This window comes from Coprococcus eutactus, from assembly GCF_025149915.1.
GTDB classification, from domain to species: Bacteria; Bacillota; Clostridia; order Lachnospirales; family Lachnospiraceae; genus Coprococcus; species Coprococcus eutactus.
Map to the genome: position 1 here is coordinate 1584547 of NZ_CP102278.1, position 18073 is coordinate 1602619.

Here is an 18073-nt window from a genome sequence, read left to right on the forward strand (position 1 = left end):
CATTCCCCCGTTTCTATTTAACTCTGTTATTTTATCCCTTTAGTTGCGTAATCAATTATCATCTCCTTGATCATTATCAGCTCGTCCGTGTAATCCTTGTTGTCGTCCGATCCCCATATGAACCCCTCCGCATAGTGGGCGCAGGCTGTCATCATAGAATGAACGGTGACACGCATGAATTCGGCTTCTGGTATGTCTGTCCGGATAGTTTTGTCCACCCTCGCTTTCTCGTACATCATGTGAAGTCTGGTATCCACCGAATACAGTGAGCTGTGAAAATCTACAAGCTGATCATTGTTCTTGCCCTCATTGGTTACATAGTAGTTGAAGTTATCGTTGTACTTCAGCAGCGCCTTGTGGTTCTGATACATGTCTATGTAACTGTCCATGGTAAATCTCAGTCTGTCTATGGCAGGTATGTCATGTACAGACGATATAGGTCTTTTCGCGTCCAGGCCATCCAGATATCTTTTCCACTGATCAGCACATACCGCTATGACCAGCTCAAGCTTACTTGGATAATACCTGAACAATGTAGCCCTTCCCACGTCGGCAGCCCTTGCGATATCTCCCATACTCACCGCCTCTATCTTCTTGTCTACGAACAGCTCAAATGCAACATCAAGGATCTTTCTATTGCGCTCATCCATTTCCTCTTTTAGTTTTTCCGGATCTCTCATATATTACTTTACACTCCAAAATTACATTATGATACTCCCTGTCTCACAATAAATATTTTACAGGACTATCTTATGTCAGTCAACAAAAATCCCAGAAGTCACATTTCGAATCACATTTCGATAGTAAGTAACTTCTGGGATTTCGTATTATATTATATTTTTATCAATCTGCCAAAATCAGCATTCTTTCCTCAATCAAATGATTGAAGTCTGATTTCATTTTTTCAGGTATATAAGATTCGTCACACATTCCTTACACATTACACCCGATGAGGTATAATAATCGTAATAAGTAACAAAAATTATACCCCATCGGGTGTACAAAACTATTTTATGAGCACAGGCTGTATCTGTCTTCCCTCAAGAGCCTCCTCTATGGTGGCTGGGATGAGATCAAGTCTGCTTATGAGCGAATTTGGCTTCTTCACACAGTTATCCTGTTCAAATGGAACAAAATAAATATTTTTCATGTTCATGAGCTGACCGATGTTCTTGAAGTTCATACCCATGGCATCATTTGTCGAAACCGATATGATGAGCGGCTTGTTGTTCCTCAGATGTGCCTTCGCAGCCATGAGAACCGATGTGTCAGTTATTCCATTTGTCAGCTTGGCTATGGTGTTGCCGGTACAAGGTGCTATGACCAGCGCATCAAGATATGCCTTGGGACCTATAGGCTCCGCCTCCTGTATGGTGTAAATACCCTTTCTTCCTGCTATCGTCTCAACGTCATTTACGAATTTGTCAGCTTTCCCGAATCTCGTATCGTACTCTGCGGAGTGAGGCGAGAATATCGGATACACATTTATTCCCATCTCAACCATTTTCTTTATTTCTATCTTAATCTTATCAAAGGTACAAAATGAACCGGTTATAGCCAAACCAACATTGCACTTTGATAAATTCATGTTTTATTATCTCCTATTTATTAAAGTCCGATACCACCTTTATGGCAGCATCTGCAAGAATGATTCCCGATGACTTTGGCGAGAGTTTTCCGGGAATTCCCAAACTGTGTCTGTAAGGTATTTCGTGCTCCTTACAATATTCAAAATCCACTCCGCCTGGCATTGATGCAATGTCTATTACCACTGCCCCTTTACAAAGCTGTGATAATATGTCATCGCACACAACCCTTGCAGGCACTGTGTTAAAGCAGAAATCCACCTCTGAAAGAACGTGACTGTATATCGGTATGTCCTCAAATGACATTACCTTATATCCACACAGCGCCGCGTCATTTCTCTGCTTTGGTCGTCTTGCCATGATGATGACATCAGCTCCCCACGCAGCAAGTCTCTTTGCCAGCGGCTTCGCGCATTTGCCAAATCCCGTCACAAGGCAGAGGCTGCCATCAATATTTACATCAGACAGCGATTCAGCATCACATATAGCTCCCTCCGCTGTGACTATGGCATTCTTTTCAGCCACCTCATCATCAGCGAGATAATCAAATACATAAGGACCTGATCCATTTTCATCTGGCATATATTTGTCGATACCTCCGCCAAACACCATATCAAATTCACCGCTGCACTCAAGAACACTGCTGACCGTGAGAAGGGTTCTTCCATTTATGAATTCGCCATCCCTTGATACAGGAACCGGAAGTACGATTGCCTTAAGTCCTGTTCCGGATGGTGATGCGCATTCCCCTTCTATAAGTCTTCTAAATCCTACTCCGGACGCCCCGGATATGATGGTGACTGGCGAATGTCTGAGCAGATCGGCATCATATGGATCAAAATGAAACACATTGTATCCTTTTTCAGCCAGTGTCAGTGACATATAACAGCTTCTTCTGTCACCGCCAACCACATAGTATACACAATCCATATCCATACTCTAATGCACCGCCCTTATATCATTGATAATTTAATATATGCCTGATAAGATCAAATGTTACATCGCCGCACGTCTGAGAACCAGTAATATTTCATCCATAAAACAAACGTCAGTTTTCTTTTCCGCCGCCGTGACCGGAACAATATCAATAAGCTTCCTTCCTCTGTACACAAACAGACTTCCTACAACTTCCCCAGTGTACACCGGAGCTTTGACTGAATCTGCAACATTGTACACATATCGTATGTCATCGACCTTTCCCTCTGTATCACCGGCTTCCGCTACGATCCCCGACAGATTACACTTTGTGCAGATGTTTCCCGGCTTTGCCGATTTGGATGAATAATTTACAGTAACATTCGGAGATTCAGGAGCACTCAGCTCTGTATATTGCGCATGTTCTCCCGCATATGACAACAGAGTTTTTGAATCCTTCCATTTATAAGTCTTGTTGCCCGGCCAGCCACATCCTAGAAGCGACCATATATATGTATGTCCATTCTTATTTGCCGCACCCACATAGCAATATCCTGCATCGCAGGTAAATCCGGTCTTCCCGGACAGAGCTTCACTTGACATATTGAGAAACGCGTTGTGATTTACACATGAAAAAGTCCTGCTGCCACTTTTCTCGGAAAATGTATGTGATGACGACTGGGTGATCTTCAGGAACATATCTCTTTCGGGCGATACAAGAATACAATATCTCATTATCCGAGCCAGATCATCCGCCGATGTCCCATGCCCCCCTGATTCATCCTGCGCGTCAAGTCCATTTGGCGTTATAAAGTATGTAGAATGACAACCTATCTCTCTTGCCTTCCGATTCATCATATCTGCAAATACTTCCATGGAGCCTCCTATGTGCTCAGCGATCATTACTGCGGTATCATTGTAGCTCTCAAGCATCATGGCGTATAACATATCCTCCAATGTATAACTTTCCCCCTCCTGGGCTCCTAGTCTTACTTCCGGCTGCTTTGCAGCATATGATGAAACTGCCACCGTATCCTCCAGGTTCCCACATTCCAGGGCAAGTATGCATGTAAGTATTTTTGTTGTACTTGCATTCGGTCTGTGCGCGTCTGCATTCTTTTCATATAGAATATCTCCGGTCTCCCCATCTATAAGAACTGCATTTTTAGCATATAACTGCAGATCTCCATCCGTCGCGGAAACTTCTGCAATTTCAGTCCCATTCATAGTTTTATTATCAACGCAACTTGTCGATGCTGTTGTATCCTGCTGCATCCCGCATATGGCCACTCCGAGTATCACAGCCATGATCACTATACATGTCATGATATTTATTTTTCCATCTGTCAGCCTATACATATTTTTCCTTTTTACTTGGTCTTGATATTATATTATTACAACCAAGTAAAAATAACCGTCTGATGTTACATTTTTTGCATATAGAAGCATAAATGCATAAAAATCCATGTACGGCTCTGTGATATATTGTCACCAGCTCACCGTGCATGGATTTTCTTATATTTATTAATACAATTTATATTTTTATTTTGGTGCCTAAATATGTACATCAATCCTCAGACGTTGTGTCAACGCTGAGTGTAAAGTCCGCTTCCTCTAAGGCTTCCTTCTTGAAGTCCTCGATCTTATCCGGACTTATGACCGGAAGATCGCTTGTTGAAGATACACCAAAGCACCTAAGGAACTCCTCAGTTGTTCCAAACATAATCGGACGTCCCGGCGCATCAAGTCTTCCGACTTCCTGGACAAGATTGTATTCTATAAGCTTGTTGATGGCGTGCACGCAGGACACACCTCTTATCGCCTCGATCTCAGGTCTTGTGATCGGCTGCTTGTAGGCTATGATCGACAATGTCTCAAGCACAACATCTGTAAGTGAAAGTTTCTTCGGCGTATTCACTATTTTGGCAAGCACACCGTAGTACTCATTGCGAGTACAAAGCTGTAGAGATCCATCGAGATCTATGATCTTGATTCCTCTGTCGTTGTTATTGTAATTGAACACAACAGTTTCAAGCTGCTTTACAAGCTTTTTCTTCTCCATTTCAAGTGCCGCAGCAAGTCTGTCCACAGAAACTGACTCTCCCAATGAAAAAAGAATTGCCTCAAGAGCTGATGTGAGATAATCGTCACTGTATTCTTTATATTGCGGTTCATCAGATTCAGTATCAGCATCTTCACCGGATATATCAGATGAATTATGCTCTACATTATCAATACCGTCATTTTTATCTCCCACTGTTTCTTCGACTGTCAAATCTTCAGTTATCATATCTTCAGTTGCCATATCTTCACTCTGTATATTATTATTCTGCAAATCTTCGCTATTCATCGCTACCTCATCTCAACTATATTGTATCAAGAGAATCTATGACTATCTCCCCAAATATCTCTTCCTGCTTTATTGTTATAGCACCTATCTTCATAAGCTCCAGAATCGCAAGAAAAGTAACTATAACATTCATCTTGGAGGCCTGCATCTCAAGCAGAGTTCTGAAATTTATCCCTTCAAGGCCCCTCACCTGTTCTCTGACCTCAGCCATCTTCTCCTCAAGGGATATCTCCTCCCTCTCGATCTCCTTGAACTTGCTTCGTATCGGATCCACCTTATCCACCTGCTTGCGCATAACGGACTTGAATATCTCATTCAGCTTCTGCAGATCTATATCAGCCTTTGATATAAGCTCATAAGGATCTACATCCTGTTTTACATTCTTAACCTCTGCAGGGATTGTAGCCTTCTTGAAAAATGCCTTGTTTCCTTCAAGCTCTAGATCCTTGAGTTCTCCTGCCGCATATTTGTACATCTTGTACTCAAGCAGCCTTCGCACGAGTTCTTCACGCGGATCCTCCTCATCCTCCTCTGTCTCTTCATCCTTTGGCAGAAGCATACGGGATTTTATCTTGATAAGAGTCGCTGCCATGACTAGGAACTCACTCATGACATCTAGATCCTCTTCCTCCATATTGTTCACATATTCAAGATATTGCTCCGTGATGGTGACAATAGGTATATCGTATATATTAACTTTATTCTTCTCTATCAAATGCAAAAGAAGATCCAGCGGGCCCTCAAACACATTTAATTTTACATCTATCGCCGACATATTCACGTCCTCTTTCGTTTTCCCATAACTAAAATGCCCAAGGCATCCCCGGACACCTTAGACATTTTAACATAGCAGAGTATAAATATGCAATCTTATATTATTATGCACACCATTCCACCATTTCCATCATTTACAATCTTCTCCATCGTATTCTGGAGCTTCTGCTGGCTCTCGGCACCTATCTTGCTCACCTTGTTGTTAAGGCCATCATCAACAAGCTGCTCTATTGTCTTGCCAAATATATTTACTCCCCATATATCGTCACCGTTGCTGTTGTCCGATATATACGTTATGAGGTCGTCTGCCTGCTCCTTGCTTCCGACAAGTGGCATGATCTCCGTTGTTATATTCGCCTTGATCATATTCACCGACGGCGCATTTGCTGTTATCCTTACGCCAAACTTGCCTCCGGTCTTGATGACCTCCGGTGTGCCGAGCCGAATATTGTTTTTCTCCGGCATAACCAAACCATATCCGTTGGAATTTACCTGTTCAAGCGCATCCATGACATTCCCACAATATCTTTTGTTATCTGACATCGTCTTGAGCTCGGTAATAAAATCATATTCATTGTTTATCTCAGCCCCCATCATATCCGACAGCATCTGGTAATAATAACTGCTATGTATATAGACACTTATATTTATTCTGCCATCTGCCATATTTATATTGTCACACTTGTATTTTTTTACGTAATCATTCTCCGGAAACACTATTCCATCTATGTCCCTAAGATAGTTTACAACCGAATTGATCTGTACAGCATCACATATTATGCTGTTCTTCACTTCATTGTCATCGTCAACGACCTCAAGCCATTTTGGAATATCAAAATAGATCGCAGTCACAGGGAAACTCATCAATAGCTCCCTGAATATGTATGTAATGTCTGAATCTCTAAGCTGTTCAACATTGACAGGAACCACACTTGCCCCATATGTATCACTCATCTCTTCTGCCAACGCACGCGCCTGATTTCCAGATGGTTTATCCGTGTTCAGAACAACAACAAATGGTTTCCCCAGGCTTTTTAGCTCCTCTATAGTCTTCTTTTCGGCATCAATATAGCTTTCCCTCGGGAGTTCCCCAAAACTGCCATCCGTGGTTACGACTATTCCAACTGTAGAATGATTTGTTATAACTTTGTTTGTTCCTATCTCCGCAGCCTTTGAAAAAGGAATGTCGTATTCATACCATGGAGTTCTAACCATTCTCTCCTTCCCATCCTCAAATTGTCCCTCTGCATCCTTCACGACATACCCTACACAGTCTATCATCTTAACTTTCATGTCAATGTTTTCACCAACATTGATCGATACAGCATCCTTAGGTATAAATTTCGGTTCGGTCGTCATTATAGTTTTTCCAGCCGCTGACTGTGGAAGTTCATCCAGTGCAAGCTGACGGTCATTTTCACCTGAAATATTCGGTATGACCATCTGATTCATAAATCTTTTTATAAATGTTGATTTTCCTGTTCTTACCGGTCCAACTACACCGATGTATATTTCTCCATTTGTTCTAGCCTTGATATCCTGATATACCTGATACTCCTCCATACATCCTCCTGACATGCTATTTATTTACATAATTTTATTATTGTAAACATAATAGATCTGCGGTCATTTTCTATATATAACATATGAATGCAACTGCTGTTTTATGAATAAAAAAATCCCCCAGAATACCACCATATAAGGCGATATTCCCGGGGGACATGTCACGGCTTCGTATTACTTGCTGTTCTGATTATCTTTTCTCTTTTTAGATGCCACAATAACACCACATCCGCCAAGACTTATAAAGAGTATAACTGCTATTGGTACAACAGGAGCTCTGTCACCGGTATCCGGCTTGTTCTTGTCCTCTGTTGTTATTTCAGTAGTCTGTGTTGTCTCGGTTGTTTCAGTTGTCTCTGTAGTTTCTGTTGTCTCTGTTGTCTCGGTTGTCTCCGTAGTCTCGGTCGTTGTTGTCTTCTTATCAACCATTGTGATAGTAACAACAATATCCTCGCCAGCTGCAACCTTATCATCAGAAACTGTGAACAGTATATCATCAGCCTTGTCATAGCCCGAAGGAGCCTTAACCTCTATGAGTGCATAGATCTTGCCAATTACAAGTACATTGTTGACTTCATGCGCACTGCCATCTGTTACCCACTCATCAATGAGTTTTCCATCAGCATCCTCGAGTCGAAGTGTTGCGCCCTTTACAGGAACACCATCCTCATCTACTTTCTCAAAGCTGTATTTTACTGAAGGTTCAAGCCATGTAATGTTTCCATTCTCATCAACTCTGGCTGTGACTTTACCTGTGTCAGTATTAAAACCACCGTCAAATGATTCAACTGTAATCTTTCCGTTCTCATCTTTCTTGAACTTGATTGATATTGGCTGTTCAGATACATAGTATCCATCCGGCGCCTGTATCTCTCTGATCGTATACTCTGTGCCGATCAAAATACCGTCAAACTTGAGAACTCCGTTGCTGTCTGTTGTAGCCTTAGCGACAAGCTCTTCCTCACCATTCTCGTTCTCCTTGTAGAGTCCGTATACTGAATTTGGAAGCTTTATGCCATTGTCCTCCTCTGCAACCTTCTCTATCTTGAGATCTGTTCTAGGAAGATCATTTATCAATGTGTTATCCTGAACACCATTTAACACTGCATAAGTGCCAATGTTTGCCTCTGTTACCTCTGCTGTGTAGACTGTGTTATCGACAATATAATCTCCGATAGTCTTACTCTCTTTTACAAGATACGTACCTATCTTAAGATCCTTGAATGTCACAACACCATTTACACTTGTTGCTGTCATTACAGGATTCTCACACTCTGTATCTGTACCCTCATAGAGCGCAAACTCTACACCATCAAGCATTTTTACATCATCAGGGTTTTCAGCACATGACTCCTTATAAAGTCCAGCCTTAGTGAACTTGACAGTGCCAAGCTTGTAGGTATCAACGAACTCTACATCAGCTGTATTTCCACCGATAAGTGTTATTCCGGATGCCTCTGTTCCTTCACCGTCTATTCCATCCACAGTATAGCTGACTGTTACCGCTGCTCCATCATATGCATATGATGTTTCCTCAACTGTATATGTACCATCAGGCACATTTACAAGAGTTATCTCATACTTGCCATTTCCAAGCTTTGCCACCTCAGGGTCTGTAAGCTTTATGATCTTACTGTAGCCTGCATTGTTTGTAACATTGAACGTTACATTTGCCGCTGCATCATCTGCTGTAATATCTCCATTTATGGTCTTGGTAAGTTTTATAACATTTGGCTTGTATGTGTTAGTTATGTCATATCCAACAACAGATGCCTTGTATCCCGAAACAGCATTCTCTGATACAGAATACTTGATCAAGGTTCCATTATCTTTGTACTTTGGTAAATCTGTAAAGCTGTAATTCCAGTCAGTATCTGCTGTAACCACGAGGCTCTTTATAACAGTACCATCTGCAAGAAGCTTAACTGTTATTGAATCTGGTCTCTGACCATCGTGATCATCGTCATCAACCCACGTCTTAGTACCTGATACATTGATCGTCTCAGGTGTGTGCTGATTGTCAACCACATATCCATCAGCTGCATTTCCTGTTATGACTGTTGTGTAACCATCTATAGTTGTAGTCTCCTCAACTGTGTAGTCGATGGTCTGTCCATTTTTCTTCTCGTCAAGAGCATTCCATGTATGTGTCCAGTTATTTGCCTCGCTGAGTGTTACCCCAGAGCCAGCTACAACCTGTCCATCAGCCAGAAGACGAACCATTACGCTAGGTGTTCTCTTGCCGTCCTGGTTATCATTATCACTCCACTTCTTTGTAACTGATACACTTGTCTTTCCCGGTGTGTAACTGTTCGTGATATTATAACCTGTAACCTCACCTGTATATTCTGGTACATCAACCTCAGATACAGAATACTTGATCTGAATTCCACCATCTCTATACTTTGGAAGATTTGTAAAACTATACTCCCAGTTTTCTGCCTCGGTTACCGTCTTTGTAGCATATACACTACCATCTGCAAGAAGGTTTACCTTGATATTTTCAGGTCTCTTGCCATCCTGATCGTCCGCATCATTCCATGTCTTGCTGCCGCTCACTGATGTCGTCTCTGGGGTATAGCTGTTCTTTATTGTAAATCCTGTCTCAGCATCGCCTGTGACTGTAGTTGTATATCCATCAATTGACGTTATCTCTCTTACACTGTAGACGATATTCACACCGCTCTTCTTGACATCAAGTCCTGCCCATGTATATGTCCAGTTGTTGTCAGCACTGAGAGTTGTTTCTGATCCAACAACAGGAGTTCCATCAGCAAGAAGTTCAACCTTTACTGAACTCTCTCTCTTGCCGTCCTGATTGTCGGCATCATCCCAAGCCTTTGTAACTGATACACTTGTCTTTCCTGGTGTGTAACTGTTCGTGATATCATATCCATTTACAAGTGTCTGATAATCCTCAACAGCATTTTCTGTGATACTATATGTGATCTCGTTGCCACCTGCGTACTTTGGAAGATCTGTAAAGCTGTACTTCCAGCCGTTCGCAGCTGTAACTTCCTTATCAGCCACCTTCACTCCGTTTGCAAGAAGATTTACTGTGATCTTTCCTGGTCTCTTACCATCCTGATCATTTGCATCATTCCATATCTTCTTACCACTTATTGAAGTTGTCTCTGGTGTGTAACTGTTCTTGATGATATAACCGGTCTTCGCAGATCCTGTGATAACTGTTGCATATCCTTCAACCGCTGTGATCTCTTCAACAGTATATTCAATAGGTGATCCACTCTTGTTGATATCAAGATCACTCCATGTATGACTCCAGTTGTTGGCATCACTGAGATCCACCTCAGAATCTGCAACTACGTTTCCGTCGGCAAGAAGTCTTACTTTTATATTTCTAGCTCTCTTGCCATCCTGGTTATCAGCATCATCCCAGGCCTTTGTAACTGATACACTTGTCTTTCCTGGCGTATAACTGTTCGTGATATCATATCCGTTGACAAGTGTCTGATAGTCCTCAACAACATCCTCTGTGATGGTGTACGTGATTTTATTGCCATTTTTGTACTTTGGAAGATCCGTGAAATTGTACTTCCAACCATCTGCCTCAGTTACTTCCTTCGTAGCATATATGTCTCCATCTGCAAGAAGATTTACCGTAATCTTTCCTGGTCTCTTGCCATCCTGATCGTTTGCATCGTTCCAGGTCTTTGTTACTTCTATATTGATCGTTTCAGGCGTGTGACTATTGGTAAATGTATATCCGTTTTCTGCGTCTCCTGTCACAGCTGTAGTGTATTCGGAAACAGCATCCTCAGTTACTTCGTATGTTATCTCTGATCCATCTGCATATTTAGGAAGGTCTGTAAAACTAAACTTCCAGTCATTTGCTGCTGTGACTTCAAGACTCTTGATCTTTGTTCCGTTTGCAATCAGGTTGACTGTGATACTTGGAGGTCTGATACCATCCTGATTCTCACCGTCGTCCCAGATCTTAATGCCCTTTACTGATGTCGTCTCTGGTGTGTAGCTGTTCGTAACTGTGTATCCTGTTGTCATATCTCCGGTTATCACTGGAGTATATCCTTCAGTAATATCTGTTTCTTCTACAGTGTAAGCTATCGCAGCTCCATCCTTGTTCACATCAAGATCTGTCCATGTATGTGTCCAGTTGTTATCTGCTTTTAATATAGTCTCTGAGCCATCTACTGCTATTCCGTTCGCAAGCAGCTGAACCTTTACACTCGTAGGTCTCTTCCTGTCCTGATTGTCTGCATCATCCCAGCTCTTTGTGACTGATACACTTGTCTTTGCCGGTGTATATGTGTTTGTAATGTTATATCCGTCTATTACAGTAGCATAATCACCAACCGCATCCTCTGTGATGGTATAAACTATCTTGTTGCCACTGCTATACTTTGGAAGATCTTTGAAACTATACTTCCAATCTTCATCAGCTGTAACAGTCTTTGTCTTGTATAACTGACCATCCGCAAGAAGATTTACAGTGATGCTCTCAGGTCTCTTTCTATCCTGATTGTTTGCATCATCCCATGTCTTTGTACCAGCTATATCGATGGTCTCTGGTGTGTAGCTGTTTGTTATGACAAATCCTGTCTTGGCATCACCCGTGACCTTCTTCGTATATCCGGTTACTGTGGCTGTCTCATCTACTGTATAACCTATAGCCGTACCATTCTTATAAACTGCAAGATCTTTCCATGTATATGTCCAGTTGTTATCTGCTTTAAGAGTTACCTCTGAGCCAGCGACCTCTGAACCATCAGCATACAGTTTAACCTTGATCTCTGTTGCTCTCTTACCATCCTGATTTCCGGCATCGTTCCAGATCTTTGTAACCTTAACATCTGTAACCTCCGGAACATGTGTGTTTGTAATATCATATCCATTTGGAGCTGCCGTATAACCCTCTACGCTGTCTTCTGTGATGGTATACTTTATCTCCTGTCCATCGCTGTACTTTGGAAGATCTGTAAAACCGTACTTCCAATTTTCTAACTTTGTCACTGTTTTTGTTGCGGTCTCAGTTCCATTTGCAAGAAGTCTGACTGTGATTTTATCAGGTCTCTTGCCATCCTGGTTATTATTATCATCCCAGGTCTTGGTTCCCTCGATATCAATAGTCTCAGGTTTATGACTATTAGTCACTACAAAGCCTGTCTTGGCATCGCCTGTGACTTTGGCGCTATATCCATCGATACTGCTAGTCTCTTTAACAGTGTATGTTATGTTCTTTCCGCCGGACTTCTGTGGAAGGTCATTCCATGTATGTTTCCACTGATTGTCAGCACTCAGTGTAACCTCAGAGTTTGTGACATCGATACCGTTTGCCACAAGCTTAACCTTTACGCTTGTAGCTCTCTTGCCATCCTGGTTATCCGCATCATTCCACTCCTTGAGTACTGAGATGCTTGTCTTTCCAGGTGTATAACTGTTGGTAATGTCATATCCATTGATATCAGTATTGTAATCCTCAACCGTATCCTCAGTGATGGTGTACTTTATCTCATTACCACCTCTGTACTTTGGAAGATCTGTAAATTTATACTTCCAGCCCTTTGCTGCAGTTACACTCTCTGAGTTAATCTCACTGCCATCAGCATAGAGTCTGACTGTGATAGCATCTTTTCTCTTACCATCCTGATTATCATTGTCATCCCAAGTCTTGGTTCCCTCAATGTCAATTGTCTCAGGTGTATGGGTGTTTTTGATGGTAAAACCGCTCTCTATACTGCCGGTTATCTGAGTATTATAGCCAGTTACCTTTGCCTCTGATACAGTGTATGTGATCGCTTTGCCTGCCGCATCATACTTAGGAAGATTCTCAAAGTTGTATGCCCAATTTCCTGCTGCATCAGGTGTAACCGTTTTCCTGTCAACTTCCGTATCACCATTCTTAACAATAACAGTTATGTTATTCGGTCTCAGACCATCCTGATTGTCATTATCATCCCATACCTTGGTTCCGCTTATATTGACGTATGCAGTATAGGTATTGGTAATAGTCACAAGTGATGTAGCATCTGAAGATATCTCTACAGTGGCATCTGTATCATTTTTTGAAGCACCTACAGCATATGTAACTATGTTCTTATATCCGTCAAATGCAGCATTCGTCTCTGTTATTGTATATGTTCCATATGGAGCATTCTTTACAACGTAGCTTCCAGAGGTGAACTGATCATATGTAACTGATGTTGGTCCATTATATCCATCTGGACCTGCGATTGTGAATGTGATCTGTCTCTTCTGTGCATCTGTGAGCTTTGTATCATCAAGATCCCCACTAAACAGCTTGGCGATCTGTATCTTTCCAACATTCAGTGTGTTGGTAAGCTCTGCAGCCGTAACCACTCCATTCTCATCTTTTGTGAGTTCAAGCTTTCCTGTATAGCCATTCACATCATTCTCGACAACTGTGTAGTTAATCAGATTGCCAGCGCCATCCTTCTTGTCAAGATCTGTAAATGTTCCGCTCCAATTGTTTGCATCGTTTAATGTAAGTGTCTTATCTGCAATCTCTGTCACCTCTCCGGCTGCATTCTTTGTTGCAAGTGTAACCTTGAGGTTTTCAGGTCTTGCTGACAGAACGTTATCGCTATCCACCCATTTCTTTGTGACCGGTATGTCTATCGTCTCACTTGTCACCTTCGTGTTGGTATTCGTGATAGTGATCGTACCTGAAACTGTTCCATTATTGCTTATCGAAACTTTATAATCTTCGTTTTCAAATTCCTCATCAGCAAAATAATAGAGATATTTTCCATCGTTATCAGCAACATCAAGTGTCAACACACCACTCGACCAATTATTTGCACTGTTTAATGTAACTGTCCTTACAGGTGCAGAATTTTTATCGTATGACGAAGGATTTGTTGAAGCATAGATATTAACTTTTATGCTGTCAACAGGTATATCTTTTAAAGTTCCGCCCGATGCATCCTTCCATATCTTATCAACAGTGATCTTTCTGTCTTCCGGATTGTTGCCAATCGGAAGCTCATAATCCTGAGATGTTCCGTTCTCAAGAATTATATCTGAAATATCATCATCCGTTATTTCTTCAGGTCTGTCAGTTCCAATAACAGGTGAATTTAGGTTAGTATTATGTATATAAATAGGCTTTGAGAGCGCTTTGTAACCCTCAGGTGCTTTAGTCTCTACCAGCTTATAATAATAGTTGTAATAAAGGCCATCTATGTCCAGCCTACCTGAATCATTGGTTATACGTTCCTTTCCATCTTCCGGATTTATAATGTGCCAAGCTCTGTCATTCTGATCTTCAAGACTTCCATATCTGTAAAGGTCAAATGTTGCACCGCCCAGTTTTATTCCTGTCATGATGGAATCCGTCTTGATTATAGACAGGTTATACTGTTTGACAGTTGACTGCATGTACGAATCCTGATCATCTATATTGGTATTGACTGATGATGAATCCGCAGAGCTGGTTGATCCGAGTATACCCACTGTGTTTACAACATCCGCTTTAAGTTTTCCTGTATATACCAATGTATACGTATATTTAAGGATAAACTTAGTTGAATCATCCATGGTAAGCGTAAGCGTGGACATCTTGGTCGAAGTGTCATCGACATAGGTGTAACTGTACTTATCAGCCGGAACCTCTTCACCGCTTTCCGCATAGTAAAGTTTAAGAGAATTATCCTTAATGTATACACTTTTTACTGATGAGGCAGCGCTGTAATTATACTTATCAACCACAGTTATATATCCAGTCGTTCCAAGGGTCTCCCCTTTCTCATTGATATTAACTGTATATTCTACACTGTTAGAAGCGCCATCATATTCACCAGCGGTCTTTGATATATTCGGACCTGTTACCGTGACCTTAGCCTTATCGCTGGCAGTCTTTGTTGAACCATTGCTTCTTGTGACAGTTGCAGAGCAATTATTAGTAAAGCTTTCATCATTGCCGCCTACAACAGACGAAATATCCTTTGTGACTTTGGCTGCGTAATATACAACTACCTTGGAATTTACTCCATATATACCAAGTGACTTAATATCAAAGCTGATACTGTTATTAGTTACATTGTAGTTCTCTATAAAGTTAGAAACTCCTATATCCGGTGTATCCTGCTTGCCGTTCTGTCCATAATATGTAACAAAATATATTCCCGGATGATCTTTGATCTCACCTTTTCCACCAGGAAGCATCTCTGGCTTTAGATATTCTGTATCAAGCTCTGTACCTTCAGGGAGCGTATCTTTAAATGAAAATCTATCGCCATCACCATATGCAAAATCTCCATTCAGTACAACCTTATACACAAATACATTTTTGTCTTTGTCATATCCAACAATGCTTTCCTTCTCATCGCTGCCATTTGTATAGCTGTACTTTTCTACTATTGATCCCTTTGTTATACCTGATACTTCGTGATTAGCAGAAACCTTCTTGGTTGATCCCTTTATATTGATCTCACCGTTGTTGATGGCATTATACTTACTGTCAGTTTTCACTGTAGTGTCATAAGTTATTACATAATCTATAGGGGATTCCGTTGTTCCTATTATGTCGTTAAGGAACGTTACGGTATATCCTGTTATGTAATTTGTAGAAGAAACCGGGACATCAGCAACGCTGTCCACGGTGTAGCTTCTCTGACTCCACACATTCGAGAAATCAGTATATGTTACACTGACTTTATAGTCAACCCCCTCTGTAAGTCCGGCTACATGCAGTCCATTTATCTGGTCAGTTGTAAAATAATGCTTTGGAAGTGAGCCATTTTCAACTGTAACATTATCGCTGTATGTATCACCGGAGTTTATCTTATCAAGACCAGAGATTGTCGACTTCCATGTCAGGGAATAAGTGTCTTCATTTTCCTTTTCAGCGGAAAACTCTTTCTTAAGTGTATCACCTGTAACATTAACTGTAGCATCTACACTGTCTGTTATGCCGTTCTTCTCTATCGTTGCCACATTATAATATGTATCAACCAGCTTATCCAACTTTGAAGAATCTGTTGTATATGTAAATACGATTTTTGACTTATTCTCCTGAATCTCAATCCTTGATGTGCCATCAGTAAGATAAAGCTTACCTGAATCTTCTATAAATTCCGCAGGAAGATTGATCGTATCTGATACACTTGAGTCATTTATTGACAGATTACACTTTTTAACATCCCCTACTTCCACGTCATTCTTCTTAAGGATGTCTGACACTGCCATTCCGGTAAGATTCTTTTTCCTGTCTGAATTTACTGTGACTGTCCAGGTAATAGTTGACTTATCAGCGGACAATTCACCGGATTTGCTTATAGATGCAGTTGATTTTCCTGAATTGTACCATGTGGTGCTGTCGATATCCTGATGTTCATGATGTGACTTATCTTTTATATCAACACTATTTCTATTATTTATCTGTAAAGATCCAATATTGTCTGCTATGTCTGACAAAACGACATCGTATGTTATCTCGTACTGTGAGTTGGCATTAAGCTTTGGAAGAGTACCACTGACAACCTTGTCTCCATTATCAATAGTTCCATCTGCCGGTGTTACATATCCCTCAGAGCTTACATCTGTATACTGACCTGTTGTATTATCTTTCAATTTACATGACACGTTCTGGACAGTTCTCTTCGCATCAGTGCCAAGTTTCGAATCCAGTGTGTTTGCCAGCACATCGTTGAGAGTAATGTCACCGTCACTGCCATATTCAGAGCTTACAACAACTTTATACCTAAAAGTCGTCTGATTATTATCAGCATCTGCATAAACACCTTCCGATGACTTGCTGACCTTGATATCAGTTGCTCCGTCTTTTACATATTTAAATCCTTTGTTTGTCTCTGCTTTTTTATCAACCTTTGAGTTTTTTGCTTCAACTTCGTTTTTCTGATTCAGGTTAACTATATCTTGTGCGAGATCTCCAACCTTATTCCTAACTGTATATGTAATCTTATATGACTCTTTTGGATTAAGACTTGTAAGCGTTCCTTCTATACTAGAGGACCCACTATTATATGTAAGTAGAGAACTACAGTCTGTCCCATCAGACTTTATCACTTTCAATCCGGTAACCTCCGGAACGACGCCAGAAACGTTATTTGTCAATGAGTCGAAAAATGTGAGACTCTCTTTACCTGTTCCGTGTGGAGAACTAACTTCCACTGTGTAATCAAAATACACGTAACCATCATCAGGATCACTCACCCGACCTTCAGATGCAGTTTTAACAACATCAAGATCTGGTTTAAAATCAACAGGTGTTGTGATTGCCACCTTACTTGAAAATTTATTTTCCACTTCATTCTTTTCATTTGATTTCGAAAGATCAATATTGACCCACGCACCAAAGTTTGCATCAAGCTGCATACCATTCTGTATAGAAGCAGCTGTGTGATCAATTGTAGCAATCAATACTTCGTTTATAACAGAGTACTTACCAATTACGGATCCATCTTTATCTTTAATATCCTGATTCAGGATATCATCATTAAACTTGATGGTATCCGGCATAGTGTATCTGAATACTGCATCTTCACCAGAATCTCTTATATCCTTAACAAGCTCCTCTGGAAATACAATATCAAGCAAAACCCTAACATCCCCAGCTGTTTTTGTAGGATCATTTGGGTCAACCGGAAGTGGTGCATTCGCCGGCCTGTCCGTACGTGTGGTTCCATATATCTCAGTTGAACCATTCGATATAGTGGCTCCAGTAATGTAGTCTTCCAGGCTGCCAGTGATAGCTGCATCTGCAAGCATCGCCAGAGCATCCGTCTCCGTTGCATAATTATCCCCGCCCCTCGTCTCGGCCGCATTCGACCAGTTATAATTAGAAGGCGAAACCAACGTAGTTATCATAACTATCGCTAGCAGGAGTGCTATAAGCTTTTTCGTAGTTTTTGCCATTGTCATA

At 41.1% G+C, this 18073-nt stretch carries 8 protein-coding genes; all 8 read right to left on the minus strand.

Going from position 1 to position 18073, the window contains the following annotated elements; translation table 11 throughout:
* Positions 1-26: 26 nt before the first annotated feature.
* Positions 27-680 carry a TetR/AcrR family transcriptional regulator gene (locus NQ536_RS06815; RefSeq protein WP_004850814.1) on the minus strand — a complete coding sequence of 218 codons (654 nt, stop codon included), beginning with the start codon at positions 678-680 and terminating at the stop codon, positions 27-29.
* A gap of 326 nt (positions 681-1006) precedes the next feature.
* Positions 1007-1588 carry a dipicolinate synthase subunit B gene (locus tag NQ536_RS06820; RefSeq protein WP_004850816.1) on the minus strand — a complete coding sequence of 194 codons (582 nt, stop codon included), beginning with the start codon at positions 1586-1588 and terminating at the stop codon, positions 1007-1009.
* Between the two features lie 13 nt (positions 1589-1601).
* Positions 1602-2516: a dipicolinate synthase subunit DpsA gene (locus tag NQ536_RS06825; RefSeq protein WP_022058902.1), complete on the minus strand. Its 915-nt coding sequence runs from the start codon at positions 2514-2516 to the stop codon at positions 1602-1604.
* Between the two features lie 66 nt (positions 2517-2582).
* A complete protein-coding gene (locus NQ536_RS06830; protein WP_259805288.1) occupies positions 2583-3827 on the minus strand; it encodes a D-alanyl-D-alanine carboxypeptidase family protein in 1245 nt (414 codons plus the stop codon).
* Between the two features lie 241 nt (positions 3828-4068).
* Entirely contained in the window at positions 4069-4851 is a 783-nt protein-coding gene (scpB, locus tag NQ536_RS06835) for an SMC-Scp complex subunit ScpB (RefSeq protein WP_004850820.1), read from the minus strand.
* 16 nt (positions 4852-4867) lie between these two features.
* Positions 4868-5626 carry a segregation and condensation protein A gene (locus NQ536_RS06840; protein WP_004850821.1) on the minus strand — a complete coding sequence of 253 codons (759 nt, stop codon included), beginning with the start codon at positions 5624-5626 and terminating at the stop codon, positions 4868-4870.
* A 95-nt stretch (positions 5627-5721) separates the two neighbouring features.
* Positions 5722-7188, minus strand: a complete 1467-nt coding sequence (gene spoIVA, locus NQ536_RS06845; protein ID WP_004850824.1) for a stage IV sporulation protein A — start codon at positions 7186-7188, stop codon at positions 5722-5724.
* 174 nt (positions 7189-7362) lie between these two features.
* Positions 7363-18066, minus strand: a complete 10704-nt coding sequence (locus tag NQ536_RS13785) for a Cna B-type domain-containing protein (protein WP_044997962.1) — start codon at positions 18064-18066, stop codon at positions 7363-7365.
* Between the last annotated feature and the right edge of the window lie 7 nt (positions 18067-18073).